General features: G+C 62.1%; 2 protein-coding genes. Both read left to right on the top strand.

What is annotated here, in order from left to right:
- Positions 1 to 93 precede the first annotated feature (93 nt).
- Positions 94 to 10605 carry a peroxidase family protein gene (locus AC1DU9_RS16600; protein ID WP_477810488.1) on the top strand — a complete coding sequence of 3504 codons (10512 nt, stop codon included), beginning with the start codon at positions 94 to 96 and terminating at the stop codon, positions 10603 to 10605.
- 1030 nt (positions 10606 to 11635) lie between these two features.
- The coding region (locus AC1DU9_RS16595; RefSeq protein ID WP_477810487.1) for a peroxidase family protein at positions 11636 to 21193 on the top strand (9558 nt) is incomplete at its 3' end.

Genomic DNA, 21193 nt, shown 5'->3' with positions numbered 1-21193 from the left:
ATAACCAACACACTGCGCAAGCCAGCACTTGACTTGGCGCGGGAGGACTTTCTCGTCCCGTGCCTTTACCCAGACATATCGAGGGCAATCCAAATGGCCAATTTCAACAAGTCGGACCTGGAGTTCATTCTCCAGCAGATTTTCATCGCGGAAGCAAACTCGGCCGGTCAGTCGCTTGTCGATCTGATACCGAGCCCGGAATTTGCTTTCGGTCTGCGTACGGTCGACGGGATGTTTAATAACCTGAGACTGGGTCAGGGCGAGTTCGGCGCAGCCGACAACTTTTTTCCGCGCTTGACCACTCCAGTCTTCCGCCCGGCTGAGGCGGGCACCTCTTACACCCAGACCAGCGGCCTGGTGATCGACTCGCAGCCACGCACCATCAGCAACCTGATCGTCAACGATACCGCCACCAACCCGGCGGCGGTCGCGGCCACGTTCGATCCCGGTCTGGATGGCATCCTCGGCACGGTTGACGATGTCTTGAAGGCCGGTGCGCAGGTCGTTACTGGAACCCGTACCGACGGCACGACGTTCCAGACCTTTTTCATGCCTAACGTGGCGCCGGACGCGGGCCTGTCCGCGCCGTTCAACTCGTGGATGACCTTCTTCGGTCAGTTCTTCGACCACGGCCTCGACCTGGTGACCAAGGGCGGCAGCGGCACGGTGTTCATCCCGTTGCAGCCGGACGATCCGCTGTTTGTTCCGGGTAGCCCGACCAACTTCATGGTGTTGACGCGGGCCACCAACCTGCCCGGGCCCGATGGCATCCTGGGCACCGCCGACGACATCCACGAGGCTTCAAACACCACCACGCCGTTCGTCGACCAGAACCAGACCTACAGCTCGCATCCCTCGCACCAGGTGTTCCTGCGCGCCTACGAACTCGATGCCGCCGGCAAGCCGGTGGCGACCGGCGAGCTGATCACCAATCGTGACCTGGGCGCCGATGGCCTGTTCGGCACTGCCGACGACGTCCAAATCGGCGGGATGGCCACCTGGAAAGTGGTGAAGGCGCAGGCGCGCGACATTCTTGGCATTAATCTCGACGATCTCGACGTCCTCGACCTGCCGCTGTTGGCGACCGACCCCTACGGCAACTTCATTCGGGGGGCGAACGGCTTTGCGCAGATAGTGACCGCGACCGGCTTGCTCGAGGGCAATCCGCTGGCGCCGATTGACGCATCGCTGGCGATCCGCACCGGTCATCAGTTCCTCATCGACATCGCGCACAATGCCAGCCCGGTGGACAGCCAGACCGGTGCGCCACTGACGGCCGATGCCGACCTCGTTGCCGGCGGCCCGCTGGCCGCAGGCTTCTACGACAACGAGCTGCTCGACGCGCACTACATCGCCGGCGATGGCCGGGTCAACGAGAACATCGGCCTGACCACCGTCCACTCCATCTTCCACTCGGAGCACAACCGGCTGGTCCAGCAGACCAAGGACACGATCCTCGCCTCAACGGCCGCCGGCGACCTGACGTTCCTGAACCAGTGGCTGCTGACGCCAGTCACGGCTGTTCCTGCTGATCTGACGACCTTGAACTGGAACGGTGAGCGCCTGTTCCAGGCGGCCAAGTTCGGCACCGAGATGCAGTATCAGCACCTGGTGTTCGAAGAGTTCGCGCGTACCATTCAACCGCAAGTCGACGCCTTCCTGGACTTCGATGACACGATCAATCCGTCGATCGTCGCCGAGTTCGCGCACACGGTCTTTCGCTTCGGCCACTCGATGCTGACCGAGACAATCGACCGGCTGGACCCCAACTTCGTCTCCAGCGAGATCGGCCTGATCCAGGCCTTCCTCAACCCGCTGGCGTTTGCGACCAGCGGCCCGACCCCGGAGCAGGCGGCTGGCGCCATCGTCCGCGGCTTGACGCGCCAGGTCGGCAACGAGATCGATGAGTTCGTCACCGAAGCGGTGCGCAACAACTTGCTGGGCCTGCCGCTCGACCTGCCCGCCCTCAATATCGCGCGCGGCCGCGATGCCGGCATCCCGTCCTTGAACGCGGCGCGCCGTGAATTCTACGCCGGCACCGGCGACAGCCAACTGAAGCCCTACACCAGCTGGGCCGATTTGGCGCAACACCTGAAGCACCCGGAATCGCTGATCAACTTCATCGCCGCCTACGGCACGCACGCCTCCATTACCAGCGCCACCACGCTCGACGCGAAACGCGTAGCGGCCACGCTCCTGGTGTTGGGCGGCGTCGGTGAGCCGGTGGATCGCCTGGACTTCCTCCACAGCACCGGTGTCTGGGCGAACAACGCCGGGGCGGACGGTATTCCGAACACCGCAGACGACTTTACCATCTCCGGCGTTGATGACATCGACTTCTGGGTCGGCGGCCTGGCCGAGGAAAAAATGCCGTTCGGCGGCATGCTCGGCTCGACCTTCAACTTCGTCTTCGAGGACCAGCTCGAGAAGCTGCAGAACGGCGACCGGCTCTACTACCTGCACCGCACCCAGGGACTCAACTTCCTGAGCGAGCTCGAGAACAACTCGTTCGCCAAGATGGTGATGCTCAACACCGACGCGACCCATCTCCCGGCCCTCATGTTCTCGAGCCCGACCTTTACCCTTGAGGTCGACCCGACCAGGCAGTTCAACCGGAGCGTGATTGCCGGTCCGGACGGCATACTGGGCACCGTCGACGACCTGCCCGGCAATGCCGATCCCACTGGCGGCATCATCATCAACGGCGTCGTGATCACGCCGCTGGTCATCCGCGACAACCCCAACACGGTCGGTCCCGATACCAACTACCTGCAGTACACCGGCGAAGACCATGTGGTACTCGGCGGCACGGCCGGCAATGACATTCTCGTCGCTGGCGACGGCGACGACACGCTCTGGGGCGACGCCGGCAATGATCGCCTCGAAGGCGGCTATGGCAACGACGAGATCGAGGGTGGCGATGGCGATGACATCATCACCGACATGGGCGGCGACGACGTCATCCACGGAGAGGCCGGCAACGACGTCATCCACGGCGGCAACGGCATCAATATCATCCTCGGCGGCGCCGGCAACGATTTCATCGTCACCGGCGAGGACTTTTCAGAGGTCTTCGCTGGCGCCGGCAATGACTTCATGCTCGGCAGCCGGCTGAACGCACAAATGATGGGCGGCGATGGCGACGACTGGATCGAGGTCGGGACCCAGGACGGCGCCCCCGGCGACAATTTCACCGGTAACCTGCCACCGGTTTTGCTGGCAAAGTTGACCGACGGCAACGACGTCTTCAGCGGTGACGGCGGCTTCGATGAAATGATCGGTGAAGGCGGCGATGACATCTTCATCGGCAGTGAGGGCCCGGACAAGATGTTGGGCATGTCCGGTTTCGACTGGGCCACCTACAAGGATGATCATTACGGCGTGACTGTGGACATGAGCCGCATCGCCTTCGAGCAATCGGCCCTGTCGCCTTCAGTTGCAGGCGTGCATACCAAGTTCCCCCAGGTGGAAGGACTGTCGGGGTCGGCGTTCAGCGACATGCTGACCGGCGATGATGCCGACGCGCTCGCGATCGCCGCTGCCGGTGTCCAAGGCAGCGTGCTCACCAATATTGACCTTGTCAACGGTCTGCGGGCGTTTCTTGGCGCGGCTGCAGCCGGCCCGGACGGAATCCTGGGCACGGTAGACGATCAGTTCGGCGCGGGCAACATCCTCCTCGGCGGTGATAGCAGCGACATCATCGAAGGTCGCGGCGGTGACGACCTGATCGACGGCGACATGTGGCTGAATGTGCGCATCAGCGTGCGCCAGAACCTTGACGGAACCGGGCCGGAGATCGCCACCTTCGACAGCATGGAGCCCATGATCCCGTTCATGCTCGATGGTACCTTCAACCCCGGTCAGCTGGTCATCGTCCGCGAGATCCTGACTGCTGCCCCCGCCTTTGACACGGCCTTGTTCACCGGTAACCGGCTCGACTATACCGTCACCACCGTGGGCGGAGTGACCACCGTGGCCGACAGCGTCGTCGGTCGCGACGGCACCGACCGCCTGACCAATATGGAGCGGCTGCAGTTCAACGATCAGTCGCTCACCCTGCCAGGCGGGGTCGGGCTCAACAACGACCCGGTGGGCTTGCTGACCATACTCGATGCTGCCAGCAACACCCCGGACGCTACGCCGACCACGGGTCAGTTGCTGAGGGTGTCGGCTGCCGACGTGACTGATGCGGACAACATCGCTACCGGCGGTGCGATTGCCGGACCGATCGCCTTCTACTGGCAGTTTGAAGCAGTCCCGGGTACGGGCGTCTTTCAGGACATCACCCGTCTTGCGGACGGGGGCGCAGCATTGGCGCACATAACCGGGCCGACCTTCAGGGTGACCCCGGATCTCGCCGGGCTGGAGTTGCGCGTCAGGGCCGTCTATAAGGATGAAAATGGCGTGCTCGAGACGGCGTTCTCTGCTCCAACCGCAGCGGTCGTAGCCGGCGTTGCTCCGCCACCGGCAGCCCCGCTGCCGGTCGAGACTCCGGTCGCCAGCACCGGTGTGCACTATATCCGGGCCGATCTGCAGTTCATTCTCGATCAGATTCAGATCGCGGAAAGGAATGCGGCCGGTGAGGATCTCCTCGGCATGCTGCCAAATGCACGGGTGCCTTTGGGCCTGCGCACGGTCGACGGGTCGTTCAACAACCTGGTGGTGGCTCAGAACGAGTTCGGTGCAGCCGACACGATCTTCCCGCGACTGGTTCCGGCGCAGTTCGATACGGCGGAGGCGGGCACCACTTACGCCCAGACCAGCGGCCTGGTGAACGACTCGCAGCCGCGCACCATCAGCAATTTGGTCGCCGACAACACCGCCACCAACCCGGCGGCGGTCGCGGCCACGTTCGATCCCGGTCTGGATGGCATCCTCGGCACGGTTGACGATGTCTTGAAGGACGGTGCGCAGGTGGTTACTGGAACCCGTACTGACGGCACGACGTTCCAGACCTTTTTCATGCCTAACGTGGCGCCGGACGCAGGCCTGTCCGCGCCGTTCAATACCTGGATGACCTTCTTCGGTCAGTTCTTCGACCACGGTCTCGACCTGGTGACCAAGGGCGGCAGCGGCACGGTGTTCATTCCGCTGCAGCCGGACGATCCGCTGTTCGTTCCGGGCAGCCCGACCAACTTCATGGTGTTGACGCGGGCCACCAACCAGCCCGGGCCCGATGGCATCCTCGGCACCGCCGACGACATCCACGAGGCTTCAAACACCACCACGCCGTTCGTCGACCAGAACCAGACCTATACCTCGCATCCCTCGCACCAGGTGTTCCTGCGCGCCTACGAGTTCAATGCCGCCGGCGCGCCGGTGGCGACCGGCAAGCTGATCACCAATCGTGACCTGGGCGCCGATGGCGTGTTCGGCACAGCCGACGACGTCGAAATCGGCGGGATGGCCACCTGGAAAGTGGTCAAGGCGCAAGCTCATGACCTGCTCGGGATCAACCTCACCGATGCCGACTTCGACAACGTGCCGCTGCTCGCCACCGATGCCTACGGCAATTTCATCAAGGGCCCGAACGGCTTCCCGATGGTCATGATGACGGGCCCGGATGGTATTCCTGATACCGCCGATGATGTGCTCGTCGAGGGAGATCCGGCGGCGCCGATCAGCCTGGTCAATGCCGTGCGCACCGGCCACCAGTTCCTCATCGATATCGCCCACACCGCCGTTCCGGTGGACAGCCAGACCGGCGCGCCACTGACGGCTGATGCCGACCTCGTTGCCGGCGGCCCGGTGGCCGCAGGCTTCTACGACAACGAACTGCTCGACGCGCACTACATCGCCGGCGACGGCCGGGTCAACGAGAACATTGGCCTGACCACCGTCCACTCCATCTTCCACTCGGAGCACAACCGTCTGGTCCAGCACACCAAGGATGTGGCCATCGCCTCCAACGATGTCAACTTCCTGAACCAGTGGCTGATGCCCGATGCCCAATTGTTGGTGTTGCCAACAACCGCGGCTGAGATCGCTGCCCTGCACTGGAACGGAGAGCGCCTGTTCCAGGCGGCGAAATTCGGTACCGAGATGCAGTACCAGCACCTGGTGTTCGAAGAGTTCGCGCGTACCATTCAGCCGAACATCGATCCCTTCCTTGGCGAACACCAGAATTATCAAACCGAGATCGACCCGGCGATCGTCGCCGAGTTCGCGCACGCGGTCTATCGCCTCGGCCACTCGATGCTGGTCGAGACCATCGACCGGCTAGACCCCAACTTCGTCTCAAGCGAGGTCGGCCTGATTCAGGCCTTCCTCAATCCGCTGGCGTTTGCGGCCAGCGGCCCGACGCCTGCGCAGGCGGCCGGTGCCATCGTCCGCGGCGTGACGCGCCAGGTCGGTAACGAGATCGATGAGTTCGTCACCGAAGCGGTGCGCAACAACTTGCTGGGCCTGCCGCTCGACCTGCCCGCCCTCAACATCGCGCGCGGCCGTGATACCGGGCTTCCGACCCTGAATGAGGCGCGTCGTGAGTTCTACACCGCGACCGGCGACAGCAACCTGAAGCCCTACATCAGCTGGGCCGATTTGGTGCAACACCTGAAGCACCCGGAATCGCTGATCAACTTCATCGCCGCCTATGGCACGCACGCCTCCATTACCAGCGCCACCACGCTCGACGGGAAGCGCGCCGCGGCCTCGCTCCTGGTGTTGGGCGGCGCCGGCGAGCCGGCGGACCGGCTGGACTTCCTCAATAGCACCGGCGCCTGGGCGAGTGGCCCGACCGGCGTCACCATTACCGGTCTGGACAACATCGACCTCTGGATCGGCGGCCTCGCCGAGGAAAAAATGCCGTTTGGCGGCATGCTCGGCTCGACCTTCAACTTCGTGTTCGAGACCCAGATGGAGAAGCTGCAGAACGCCGACCGCTTCTACTACCTGGAACGCAACGCGGGGCTTAACTTCGTCACCGAGTTGGAGAACAACTCGTTCGCGAGACTGGTGATGGCCAACACCGATGCGACCCACCTCCCGGCCGTCATGTTCTTGACTCCGGCCTTTACCCTCGAGGTCGACCCGACCAAGCAGTTCAACGAGAGCGTGATTGCCGGGCCGGATGGCATACTGGTCGACAATCCATTGACGCTAGTCAATGAGGCCGCCGACAACCTGCCCGGTAATACCGATCCTGTCGGCGGCAGCGCCCTGGTTCCGCTGGTGATTCGGGACAACCCCAACACGGTCGGTCCCGATACCAACTACCTGCAGTACACCGGCGAAGACCATGTGGTGCTCGGTGGCTCGGCCGCCAATGACATTCTCGTCTCTGGCGACGGCGACGACACGCTCTATGGCGACGGTGGCAATGACCGCCTCGAAGGTGGCTACGGCAACGACTTCATCGTCGGGGGCGACGGCGACGACATCATCAACGACATGGGCGGCGACGACACCATTCATGGCGGCGACGGTAACGACGTCATCCACAGTGGCAACGGCATCAATCTGAACCTCGGCGGCTTCGGCAAGGACTTCATCGTCACCGGTGAGGACTCCTCGGAGGTCTTCGGCGGCGCGGGCGACGACTTCATCATGGGCAGTGTCGCCGACGAACAACTGATGGGCAACGAAGGCGACGACTGGATCGAGAAGGGAACCGCCGATGGTGCTCCCGGCGATAATTTCGACCCGAACGGGCTCGACCTGATACGCGGTAACGACATCTTTATCGGCACCGGCGGGCCCGACAGATTCATGGCCGAAGGTGGCGACGACATCATGTTCGGTAACGGCGGCGCGGGGGACCGCTACCTGGGTGGCTCCGGTTACGACTGGGCCGGCTTCAAGGACGACCCGTTCGGCGTGTCCGTCGACCTGGGCCTCGCCGACAGCGTTATCGCGCCGCCACTGCCGGAGTTGGCCGCAACCGTGGCTCGGTTCCGTCAGGTGGAAGGTCTGACGGGATCGCACTTCAGCGACATCCTGCGTGGCGATGATGCCGATGCCACCGTGATCGCGGCTGCCGGTGCTCAGGGCAGCGTGCTCACCAACTTCGACCTGGTCAGCGGCTTGCGCTCGTTCGTCGGCACCGCAGCAGCCGGCCCGGACGGCATTGTGGGCACGGCAGACGATCAGTTCGGCGCCGGCAACATCGTCCTCGGCGGCGGCGGCAGCGATATCATCGAAGGCCATGGCGGCGATGACCTCATCGACGGCGACAAGTGGCTCAACGTGCGCATCAGTGTGCGGCAGAACATTGATGGCACAGGTCCGGAGATCGCAACGTTCGACAGCATGGTCCCGTTGGTGCCGCTCATGCTCAACGGTACTTACAACCCCGGCCAACTCGTCGCCGTCCGTGAGATCCTGACGGATGCGCCTGACCCCCTCAACCCTGGCCATTCCTTCGACACGGCCCTGTACACCGGCCTTCTGGCCGACTACACCATCATCGAGAACGTCGACGGCACGGTCACCGTGGCCGACAGCGTCGTCGGTCGGGACGGTACTGACAGGCTCAGCAATATCGAGCGGCTGCAGTTCGCCGATCAGTCGCAGGTTCTCGTCACTGGCTTGAATGCCGAGCCGGTGGGCTTGCTGAGGATCAGCGATGGCACGCCGGCCGTTGGCCAAGTGTTGACGGTGTTGGCCGACTCCGTCAGCGATGCGGACAATCTCACTGCAGGCGGTGCGATCACCGGTCCCGTCGCCTTCGTATGGCAGGTCGAAACGAACCCGGGCACCGGTATCTTCGACGACATTGGTATTGCGCTCGGAGGTGGACTCGGAACCGCGACCGGCTCGACCTTCACGGTGACCGCGGCTGAGCTGGGACTGGCACTACGCGTCAGGGCCATCTATCAGGACGGCCACGGCGTGCTGGAAAGCGTGTTCTCGACGCCGACCGCGCCAACTGCGCCGCTCGGCGGCAGCCCCGTCAACCTCCTGCCGGTTGGCTCTGTGCTGATCAGCGATACGACCCCGACGGAAGGCTTGGCCTTGACCGCCACGGATGCGTTCACCGACGCCAACGGAGTTGGGGTGGTCACGCATCAGTGGCAAGTAGGGGGTATCGGCGTGTCCTTCACGGACATTGCCGGCGCGACGGGCTCGACCTTCACGCCGACTCAGGCGCAGGTCGGATTGAGCCTTCGCGTTGTCGCGAGTTTCACCGATGGCCTCGGCACGCTGGAGCAGGTCTTCTCCGCGCCAACGACCGTGGTCGGCGATGTGATTGTCGGTACCGCCGGTGCCGACATATTGACCGGCACGGCAGGCGACGACGTGATCAGCGGAGGTGATGGCAACGACATCCTGAACGGCTTGGGCGGCAGCGACATCCTCAATGGTGATGCGGGCAATGACGTGCTCATCGGCGGTGTCGGTGCCGACACGATGGCCGGCGGTATTGGCAACGATATCTACGAAGTCACCGACGCTGGGGACGTGGTGACCGAGCTCGCCGGTGGCGGCATYGACGAGGTCTGGACCTCGCTCACGMGCTACACCCTGAGTGCCGACGTCGAGAATCTGTTTTTCGGCGGCAGCGGCAACTTCGCGGGCGGCGGCAACGTGCTCGACAACACGATCGTGGGCGGTGCGGGTAACGACATCCTCATCGGTGCCGSAGGTGCCGACATAATGGTCGGCGGTGSYGGCARYGATATCTACGAAGTCACCGACCTTGGGGAYCAGGTGATCGAGGCCGCCGGTGGTGGTGGCGACACGGTCTGGACCTCGCTCGCGAGCTACWMCCTGGGTGCCRACGTCGARAATCTGTTTTTCGGCGGCAGCGGCAACTTCGTGGGCAACGGTAACGAGCTGGCCAACACGATCGCGGGCGGRGCGGGYAACGACGTCCTCGTCGGTGGCGCAGGTGCCGACATGATGGTCGGCGGTGGCGGCAGCGATACCTATGAAGTCACCGACCTTGGGGACCAGGYGGTCGAACTCGCCGGTGCCGGCATCGACACGGTCTGGACCTCGCTCGCGAGCTACACCCTGAGTGCCAACGTCGAGAATCTGTTTTTCGGCGGCAGCGGCAACTTTGCGGGCACCGGCAACGARCTGGCCAACAYGCTCGTGGGCGGTGCGGGTAACGACSTKCTCATCGGTRRCGSMGGTGCCGACACGATGGTCGGYGGTGSTGGCARCGATRTCTACGAAGTCACCGACCTTGGGGACGTGGTAGGCGAGAACGCCGGTGGCGGCAACGACACGRTCTGGACCTCGCTSGCGAGCTACACCCTGGRTGCCAACGTCGAGAATATGTTTTTCGGCGGCAATGGCAACTTTGTGGGCACCGGCAACGGGCTGGCCAACACGATCGTGGGGGGGGCAGGTAACGACTTCATCGTCGGCGCTGCTGGTAACGACGTGATGAGTGGCGGCGTGGCCGGCAACGATACGTTCGTGTTTGGTGCCCCGGGTTTCGGCAACGATACGATCCTGAACTTCGGAGCCGATGCGGCCGCAGGGCAGGACTTGCTCGACCTCAGGCCGATGGGGATCAGCAGCGCGACGTTCGCTCCCAGCCTGACCATAACGGCAGACGGGGCGGACACGGTGGTGGGGATCGGAGCGGACTCCATCCGCCTTGTGGGGGTCAGCAGCGCGGCCGTTGATCAGACGGACTTCGTTCTGGCCACTTGAGGTCCTGGTCAGTACTGACGCAGGGAGCGTGGACCGCGGAGGGGAGGGCAATGGATGCCCTCCCTTTCTCCTTCCATTCAATTGCCTCATGAATGCATTCGGTGTGGGAATTCAGGGAGGGCTGAATCGACCAGGGTTTTGCAGCGATAGCGATGATCATGGCGTTGCGAACTGCTCTCGCATAATCGGAGACGTTCTTCGATTTTTCCGATGTGAAATAGCTTTGCGGGTCGAGGCAATGATTTCCTTGTGAGCTCGTTCTTTCTCGACTGCTCGGGACAGGACTGGCGCTCCCACACATTGAGCGATGACGGCCCATGCCGCATCAGGGCTACGGAGACGATCGGCCCAGGCTTTCTGTATTTGCTTCAGGCCTTTTTCGACGGCCACCCGTACCTCCGGTTCGGCGCGCGCAATCTCTCCACTCAAGGCCGGAAGGACACAACCTTCTTCTGGATGAAGGACATGAAAGGTACTCAGGTCGTTACGCGCTGCGACGTTATTCCTTTGTTTTATGCACTTCCGGCAGTAAGAAATAACATTTCGCTCTATACCTGCACTCAAATTCCTATATGTCTTTTAAAAACAGCTAGTTATGAATCCTAAAACCGGTCATCTGTTTTAACGACATAATATTGACAAAGACTTGCTATGGAACTTTAGTCTTAGTTATCGGGGGACCCGCCCGCTGAAGTTTGCCATCGCTTTGGCAATGCAAGGCGCGGTGACTTTCCCGAGAGGAGCCGATTCATGTCGATCATTTCGTGCTTTTGCAGAGGGAAGGTGGTGTCCAGGACGTTCGCCTTCACTTCCAGATTCCATGACCCGCCCAGGGCTCGAATCCGCTCTGCCTGATCGCCCGGCGAGCAATTCATTTCGCGAATTCCAGGCGCGTATCCCGGGTCCCGGGTAGCGCCAGAGCTCTCGCAAAAAAACATAAAAAACAAACTGCGCAAACCAGCACTTGACTTGGCGCGGGAGGATTTTCTCGTCCCGTGCCTTTACCCAGACAGATCGAGGGCAATCCAAAATGGCCAATTTCAGCAAGTCGGACCTGGAGTTCATCCTTAAGCAAATCTTTATCGCAGAAGCGAATGCCGACGGCACCAGCCTCATTGATTTGCTTCCCAACACTCAGGTGCCGTTCGGCCTGCGTACCGTCGATGGCAGCTTCAACAACCTGGTCACCGGCCAGAGCGAGTTTGGCGCTGCGGACAATGCTTTCCCGCGCCTGCTCGATCCCTCGTTTCTGGATGCATACGCCGGGACAGGGTCGGTGACCGATCCGCAACCACGGATCATCAGTAACCTGATCGTCGACCAGACCGCCAATAACCCGGCGGCCTATGCCGCAGCGTTCGACCCGGGACTGGACGGTGTACTCAACTTCGGCGTAGTGGGTGCGGGTAATGACGACGTACTCAAGCCTGGCGTACAGATAGTCACCAGCCCCGGGCTGGATGGCGTGTTCGGCACGGCCGATGACAAGGACGTGTTCTTCATGCCCAACGTGTCGCCGGACGTCGGCCTGACCGCCAGCTTCAACTCCTGGATGACCTTCTTCGGCCAGTTCTTCGACCACGGTCTCGACCTGGTCACCAAGAGCGCTACCGACTTCGTGTTTATTCCGCTGCAACCGGACGATCCGTTGTTCGTAGCGGGCAGCCCGACCAATTTCATGGTGCTGCCACGTGCGGTGCGTACCCCCGGCGCAGACGGAGTACTCGGCACTGCCGATGATGGCCAGCCCAACACCACCTCGCCGTTCGTCGACCAGAGCCAGACCTACAGCTCACACCCTTCGCATCAGGTGTTCCTGCGCGAGTACGTGCTCAATGCGGACGGCGATCCTGTTGCAACCGGACGCTTGATTACCAACCGCGATCTCGGCGCCGATGGCCTGTTCGGCACTGCCGATGATGGCAGCGGCGAAAATGGCGGCATGGCGACCTGGAAAGTGGTCAAGGCCCAGGCCCGTGACATTCTGGGCATCAACCTGACTGATGCCGATGTACATAACGTGCCATTGCTGGCAACCGATGCGTACGGCAACTTCATCCGCGGGCCGAACGGCATGCCGCAGGTGGTGATTCGCATCAGCAACGGTGCTGACGGCATCGCCGGGACGGCGGATGACGTCACTCAACTGGTCGAAGGCAACCGGGCAGCTCCCATCAGTCTGGCTAACGCCGTGAGTGCCGGGCATGGCTTCCTCGATGACATCGCCCACAATGCCGCGCCGGTCGTCGTCGGCGGGGTACTGCAGGCGGATGCCGACATCGCTGTCGGCAATGCGCAGCCCGTTGACGCGGGTGGCAACAACCTGACCTATGACAACGAACTGCTCGACGCCCACTACATTGCCGGCGACGGTCGGGTCAACGAGAACATTGGCCTGACCACCGTGCACCATGTGTTCCACTCCGAGCACAACCGCCTGGTCCAGCAAACCAAGGACACCCTCATAGCCGCCGGCGACCTGGCCTTCCTCAATGAGTGGCTGGCGGTCGACGTGGCCGCGATTCCGACTACACCCGCCGGGATTGCAGCGTTGGTGTGGGACGGCGAACGCCTGTTCCAGGCCGCCAAGTTCGGCACCGAGATGCAGTACCAACACTTGGTGTTCGAAGAGTTCGCGCGGACCATTCAGCCGCAGGTCGATGGGTTCCTTGCGCCCAGCGGCTATGACACCTCGATCAACCCGGCTATCCTCGCCGAGTTCGCCCACGTGGTGTACCGCTTCGGTCACTCGATGTTGACCGAGACCGTCGATCGCTTCGACCCGGCGTTCAATCCGCTCCTCACTAACCCGGCCAACCCGGACTCGCAACTGGGTCTGATCGCAGCCTTCCTCAACCCCCTGGCGTTCGCCGGCAGCGGGGTGACTGCGGACCAGGCGGCAGGGGCGATCATTCGCGGTGTGACCCGCCAGGTCGGCAACGAGATCGATGAGTTCGTCACCGAAGCGTTGCGCAACAACCTGCTCGGTCTGCCGCTCGATTTGCCGAGCCTGAACCTGGCGCGTGGTCGCGACACGGGCATCCCCACCTTGAATGAGGCGCGCCGTGAGTTCTACGCATCAACCGGCGACAGCCAACTCAAGCCGTACATCAGTTGGGTTGACCTGGCGGACAGCCTCAAGCACCCCGAGTCGCTGGTCAACTTCATTGCAGCCTTTGGTACGCATTCTTCGATCACGGCGGCGACCACGCTGGCAGACAAACGCGCTGCAGCCTTTGCGCTGGTATTCAATGTTGCGGGTTCGCCGGCTGATCGCCTGGACTTCCTCAACAGCACCGGAGCCTATGCCAACATAACGACGGCCGGCAGGGATGGGGTACTGGGTACTGCAGATGACCTGACAGGTGTGACGGTCACGGGTGTCGACGACATCGACTTCTGGGTCGGTGGCCTCGCCGAACAGAAGATGCCGTTCGGCGGCATGCTCGGCTCGACGTTCAACTTCGTGTTTGAAACCCAGATGGAGGCGTTGCAGAACGGCGACCGCTTCTACTACCTGTCGCGTACCGCGGGCCTGAACTTCGGCACTGAGCTTGAGAACAACTCCTTTGCCAAGCTGATCATGCTCAACACCGATGTCACCCACCTGGCGAACACCGTGTTCCTGACGCCGACGTTCACCCTCGAAGTGAATCAGGCCGCCCAGTTCACCGGCCTGGGCGTGGACAGCCGTGCCGATCCGACGGGCGGCATCATGATCAACGGCGTGGAAGTCGTGCCGCTGGTGATTCGCGACAACCCCGACACCGTGGGGCCGGACACCAATTATCTGCACTACACCGGTGAAGATCATATCGTCATGGGCGGCACTGCCGGCAATGACATCATCATTTCCGGTGACGGCGATGACACCATCTACGGCGACGCCGGCAACGACCGCCTCGAAGGCGGTGCCGGGAACGATGCGGTACTGGGCGGCGCGGGCGATGACATCATCAGCGACTCCTTCGGCGACAACCGTCTGGAAGGCAATGCCGGTAACGATGTGATTGTGGTTGGCAGCATGCTTGCTGCAGGCAACCTGATCCTGGGTGGCGATGGCCAGGACTTCATCATCACCACCGAAGACATCAGCACTACCTTCGGCGGTCAGGGTGACGACTTCATCCTCGGTGCCAAGACCAACCTGCCACCGACCGGCAACGAAGGTGATGACTGGATCGAGAAGGGTACCCAGGACGGTGCGCCTGGCGATAACTTCTCGCCGTTGCTCAATGACGATGTGATCGGCAACGACATCTTTACCGGTGGTGGCGGCTTCGACGAAATGATCGGCGAGGGTGGCGACGACATCTTTGTCGGCAGCGATGCCCAGGACAAGATGGACGGCATGTCCGGTTTCGACTGGGTCACCTACAAGAATGACAAGGTCGGCGTGACCGTTGACCTGAGCCTGGCCGCACTGGCGCAGCCACATGGTAACGCGCCAAACCAGAATGCCGGCATATTCAATCCGGTCGGTGCCTCGCCAGCCTCGATTCTTGACCGTTTTGCCGAGGTCGAAGGCTTGTCCGGTTCGAGTTTCGGCGATGTGCTCAAAGGCGATGATGTCGATGCGGTCACTATCATCAACCACGGTGGTACCACGGGCAGTGCGCTGACCAATGTCGCGTTGATCCGGGGACTGGACCAGTTCCTGGCCGATGCCGGTTTGCCGGTCACCGGCTTTGCCACTGGCAACATCATCCTCGGCGGCAATGGCAGTGACCTGATCGAAGGCCGCGGTGGCGATGATCTGATCGATGGCGACAAATGGATCAATGTCAGAATTGCCGTTTATGCCGCCGGTGACGTCAACCATACCGGCCCTGAGATCGCTACCTTCGACAGCATGGTCGATATGATTCCGTTCATGCTGGACGGTACCTTTAACCCGGGTCAACTCAAGGCCGTGCGGGAAATCATGCCCGGCACCTCGACGGGCGGGGCGGCCTTCGACACCGCCATCTACTCCGGGGTTCAGGGCGAGTATACGGTTACCGTTGACGACCGCGGCACGGCCGATTTGGCGGACGATGTCTATACAGTGATCGATAGTGTCGCGGGTCGCGACGGCACCGATACCCTGCTGCATATCGAACGCCTGCAATTCGCCGATGACCAGCTAGTTCTGGTGGATGGGCTCAATGCCCAACCGGTTGGCAGTCCTACCGTCACGGATGGAAACGGCGGAGCGATAACAGTGGGCGACACGCTGACTGTCAGCGTGGCCGGGGTGCGTGATGCCAACAACGTCGCGGCGGGTAATCCGCAGGGCTTGATCACCAACTCCTCGGTGTCCTACATCTGGCAATTCGAGGCAACTCCTGGCAGCGGCGTATTCGAGGACATCATCCTGTTGCCGGCTGGCGACCTGGCGTTCCAAAGCGCCGACGGTACCGCGTTCAAGGTCTCTCCTGACCTCGCCGGGTTGTCGTTGCGGGTCAAGGCGATCTATCAGGACGGTCATGGCACCACGGAGATCCTGTTCTCCACGCCGACGGCTGCCATCGTTGCCGGTGCACCGGTCACGCCAACGGCGCTGGTGCCTGTAGTCGATGCCACCGCGGGTGGCGCGGGCCTGCACATGGTCCGCTCCGACCTCAACTTCATTCTTGACCAGATCAAGATTGCCGAGGCTGATGCGGCCGGTCAGGACATCCTCTCGCTGATCCCGAATATCCGCGCGCCGTTGGGCCTGCGTGCGGTCGACGGGTCGAACAACAACCTGATGAACCTCAACGGCATTAACAACACCGAGTTTGGTGCCGCCGATAACGTCTTTCCGCGCTTGACCGATCCGGTCTTCAATCCGGCGGAAGGGGGAACGTCGTATGCGCAGAACAGCGGCCTTGTGATTGACTCGCAGCCACGCACCATCAGTAACCTGATCGTCGATCAGACAGCGAACAACCCGGCGGCCTATGCCACGGCTTTCAACCCGGGCCTGGACGGCGTGCTGAACTTCGGCGCGGTGGGTAACGACGACGTGCTCAAGGATGGCGTACAGATTGTCGCCAGCCCCGGCCTGGATGGTCAGTTCGGTACTGCCGATGATCACGATGTGTACTTTTTCGAGAACGTCGCGGCGGACGCGGGGTTGTCCGCGCCGTTCAACGCCTGGATGACCTTCTTCGGACAGTTCTTCGATCATGGTCTGGACCTGGTCACCAAAGGTGGTTCGGGCACCGTCTTCATTCCACTGCAACCGGATGATCCACTGTTTGTCCCTGGTAGCCCGACGAACTTCATGGTCCTGACCCGCGCGACCAACCTGCCAGGGGCGGATGGCATTCTTGGTACGGCCGACGACATCCATGAGCAAACCAACACCACCTCGCCGTTCGTGGACCAGAACCAGACCTATAGCTCGCACCCGTCGCATCAGGTGTTCTTGCGCGCTTATCAACTGACCGACACTGGCCCTATAGCGACTGGCAGGCTGATCACCAACCGTGATCTGGGCGCGGATGGCCAGTTTGGTACTGCGGACGACGTCGAAATCGGTGGCATGGCGACCTGGAAGGTAGTCAAGGCGCAAGCCCGTGACATTCTCGGCATCAACCTGACCGACGCCGACGTCGATAATGCCCCGCTGTTGGCGACAGACGCCTATGGCAATTTCATCAAGGGGCCGAACGGTTTCCCGATGGTGGTGATGAAGGGCGTTGACGGTCTTGGTGGCACGCCGGATGACGTCCTTGTCGAAGGCGATCCGCTTGCTCCCCTTGACCTGACCAATGCTGTGCGTACCGGTCACCAGTTCCTCGTCGACATCGCCCACAATGCAACACCGGTAATCGTCGGTGGGGTTCTGCTGGCGGATGCCGATACCGCTGTCGGTAATGCGCAGCCCGTTGACGCGGGCGGCAACAACCTGACCTATGACAACGAACTGCTCGACGCTCACTACATCGCTGGCGACGGCCGGGTCAACGAGAACATCGGCCTGACCGCGGTGCATGCGATCTTCCACTCCGAGCACAACCGGCTGGTTGCGCAGACCAAGGATACCGTGCTCGATTCGGGTGACGTGGCCTTCCTCAACGAGTGGCTGCTCAATCCGGTGGCCGCATTGCCAACCACCCAGGCCGAGTTCGATGCGCTGCAGTGGAATGGCGAGCGCTTGTTCCAGGCTGCCAAGTTCGGCACCGAAATGCAGTATCAGCACCTGGTGTTCGAGGAGTTTGCGCGGACCATCCAGCCCAGAGTCGACCTGTTCTTCGCACCGACCCAGGTCTATGACGTCGACCTCGATGCCTCGATCGTCGCCGAGTTCGCCCACACCGTGTACCGGTTTGGCCACTCGATGCTGACCGAGACCGTCGATCGCTTCGATATCAACTTCAACGTGGTGGGCGACGGCAATCCGAATGCCCTGGGCAATCAACAGACTGGCCTGATCGCAGCCTTCCTCAACCCGTTGGCGTACGCCGCCAGTGGCGTGTCGCCAGAGGATGCGACCAGTGCGATCATACGTGGGGTGACTCGGCAAGCCGGTAACGAAATCGACGAGTTCGTCACCGATGCGCTGCGCAGTAACCTGCTCGGCCTGCCGCTCGACCTGCCGGCGCTCAACCTCGCCCGTGGCCGCGACGTGGGGATTCCCTCACTCAATGCGATCCGCCGCGACATCTACAGCCAAACCGGTGATACCCAACTCAAGCCGTACACCAGCTGGGTCGATCTGGTGCAGTACCTCAAACATCCGGAGTCGTTGATCAACTTCATCGCGGCCTATGGCACGCATGACACGATCACAGGGGCGACCACGATGGAGGGCAAACGCGCTGCAGCCCTGGCGCTGGTCTTCGGTGGTGCGGGTGCACCGGCTGACCGCCTGGACTTCCTCAACAGCACCGGTGCCTTTGCCAACGTAACGCTGGCCGGCAAGGATGGGCTGCTGGGTACTGCCGACGACCTGAAGGGTGTGACGGTCACTGGCGTCGATGCCATCGACCTGTGGATCGGCGGCCTGGCCGAAGCGAAAACCCCGTTCGGCGGCATGCTCGGCTCGACCTTCAACTTCGTGTTCGAGAACCAGCTGGAAAAACTGCAGGACGGCGACCGCTTCTACTACCTGGAGCGTACCTCTGGCCTGTCGATGAATGCCGAACTTGAAAGCAACTCGTTCGCCAAGCTGATCATGGCCAACACCTCGGCCACGCACTTGCCTGGCCTGGTGTTCTCGGACCCAGGGCTCTACCTGGAAGTGGACCTGAGCAAGCAATACAACGATGGCCTGCTCGCCGCCGATCCGCTCGGCCCGAATGCCGGGCAGGTGGTATTCCGCGACAATCCGCTGACCGTGGGACTGGACACCAACTACATCCGGTACAACGGTGAAGAGCACATCGTGCTGGGTGGCACCGACAACGCAGACATCCTCATCTCCAGTGATGGCGATGACACGGTCTGGGGTGATGGCGGCAACGATCGCATCGATGGCGGTAACGGCAACGACCAGCTGCGCGGTGGCGTCGGCGACGACATCATCACCGACACCGGCGGCGACGATAACATCCAGGGTGGCGACGGCAACGACGTGCTGCACGGAGGCAACGGCATCAACCTGATCATTGGCGGGTTCGGCAGCGACTTCATCGTGACCGGTGAGGATGCCTCCGAAGCCATTGGTGGCCAGGGCAACGACTTCATCCTGGGCAGCAAAGCCAACGAACAGGACATGGGTAACGAAGGCGACGACTGGATCGAGAAGGGCACTTCGGATGGTGCCCCTGGCGACAACTTCGATCCGCTCGGCAACGACCCGGTGATCGGCCACGATGTATTCATCGGCGGTAACGAGAACGATAAGTTCAACGGCGAAGGCGGCGACGACATCATGGTCGGCAGTCTCGGCTTCGGTGACCGCTATATCGGCGGCTCCGGCTATGACTGGGCAACCTTCAAGGATCTCGCCCAGGGCGTGACCATCGATTACAGCGACCGCTTCTTCGATGTGCCACCGATGCCAGGTTCGGGCGCCTCGGCGCTGGTGCGTTTCGACATCATGGAAGGGCTGTCGGGTTCGTCCCACGGTGACTTCCTGCGCGGTGATAGCGAAGATGCGACATCGCTACCCACCGCGGGTGCAACCGGCAGTGTGCTGACCAACATCAGCCTGATCAACGGTCTGGCGGGCCTGTTGCCAGTTGGAGCGACGTTCTTCGACGGCGGTAACATCATCCTCGGTGGCAGCGGCAGTGACCTCATCGAAGGTCGCGGTGGTGACGACATCATCGACGGTGACAAGTGGCTGAACGTACGCATCAGCGTACGGGCGAACGCTGATGGCACTGGCGCGGAAATCGCTACGTTCGACAGCATGGCGCCGATGGTTCAGGCGATGCTCAATGGTACTTACAACCCGGGCCAGCTGGTCATCGTGCGGGAGATTCTGACCGGCACTGACAGCTTCGACACCGCGGTGTTCTCCGGTAATGCGTCGGAGTACACAGTCGCTGTCGATGGCAACGCCGTCGTCGTGACCGACCTGGTGGCCGGGCGTGATGGCGTCGATCGCCTGACGGGCATCGAGCGTCTGCAGTTCGCTGACCAGGCGCAGGCGTCCGGCGTTGGCACCGTCTTGAACAGTGGTCCTGTGGGGCGTCTGGCAATCCTCGATGCTGCCACCGGTGCGCGTACCGATACGTCTGTCGCCGGCCAACTGCTGCGCGTCAGCGACCAGTCGGTCCGCGACGCGGACAACGTGAGTGCAGCCAATCCGACCGGCGCGGTTACCGGTCCCGTGGCTTACTACTGGCAGGTCGAAAACGTTCCGGGTTCGGGCATCTTTGAAGACATCACCTTTTTCGCCGCTGGCGAGGTATCACGGTCGATCGGTGCCACCTATCTGGTCGCGGACGATGTCGCCGGTCTGAACATTCGCGTTCGGGCGGTGTATCAGGATGCCCAGGGTACGCTGGAGATCGTCGACTCGTCGGGGAACAACGCACCGACCGCAGGGCCGACCATCCTCGGGGTTGCGTTTCCGGACCAGGTGTTGACCGCCGACACGTCGTCCATCATCGACGTCGATGGCCTCAGCAATGCGCAGTTCACCTTCCAGTGGCAGGAGACCAACGGGGTCACCTTCGTCGACATCGTCGGAGCCACCGCCAGCACGTTCACGCTTGGCCAGGCTCAGGTCGGCGATCAGGTGCGCGTGGTGGTCAGTTACGTGGATGACTTCGGTGCGGCCGAAAGCATTGCGTCCGACGCTACGGCCCCGGTGGCCGCCGGTGTTGTGTTTGTCGGTACTGCCGGTGTCGACATATGGACCGGCACGTCAGGCGACGACATTGCCAGCGGAGGTGCTGGCAACGACATCCTGAACGGCTTGGGCGGCAACGACCTCCTCAATGGTGACGCGGGCAATGACATTCTCATCGGCGGTGTCGGTGCCGACACGATGGCCGGCGGTGATGGCAACGATGTCTACGAAGTCACCGACGCTGGGGACGTTGTGACCGAGCTCGCCGGTGGCGGCAGCGACGAGGTCTGGACCTCGCTCGCGAGCTACACCCTGAGTGCCAATGTCGAGAGTCTGTTTTTCGGCGGCAGCGGCAACTTCGCGGGTACCGGT

The organism is Pseudomonas sp. P4_C1 (genome assembly GCF_056402155.1).
Note: the sequence above shows the minus strand (reverse complement) of the source record. Positions and strands in the feature narration are given on the sequence as shown.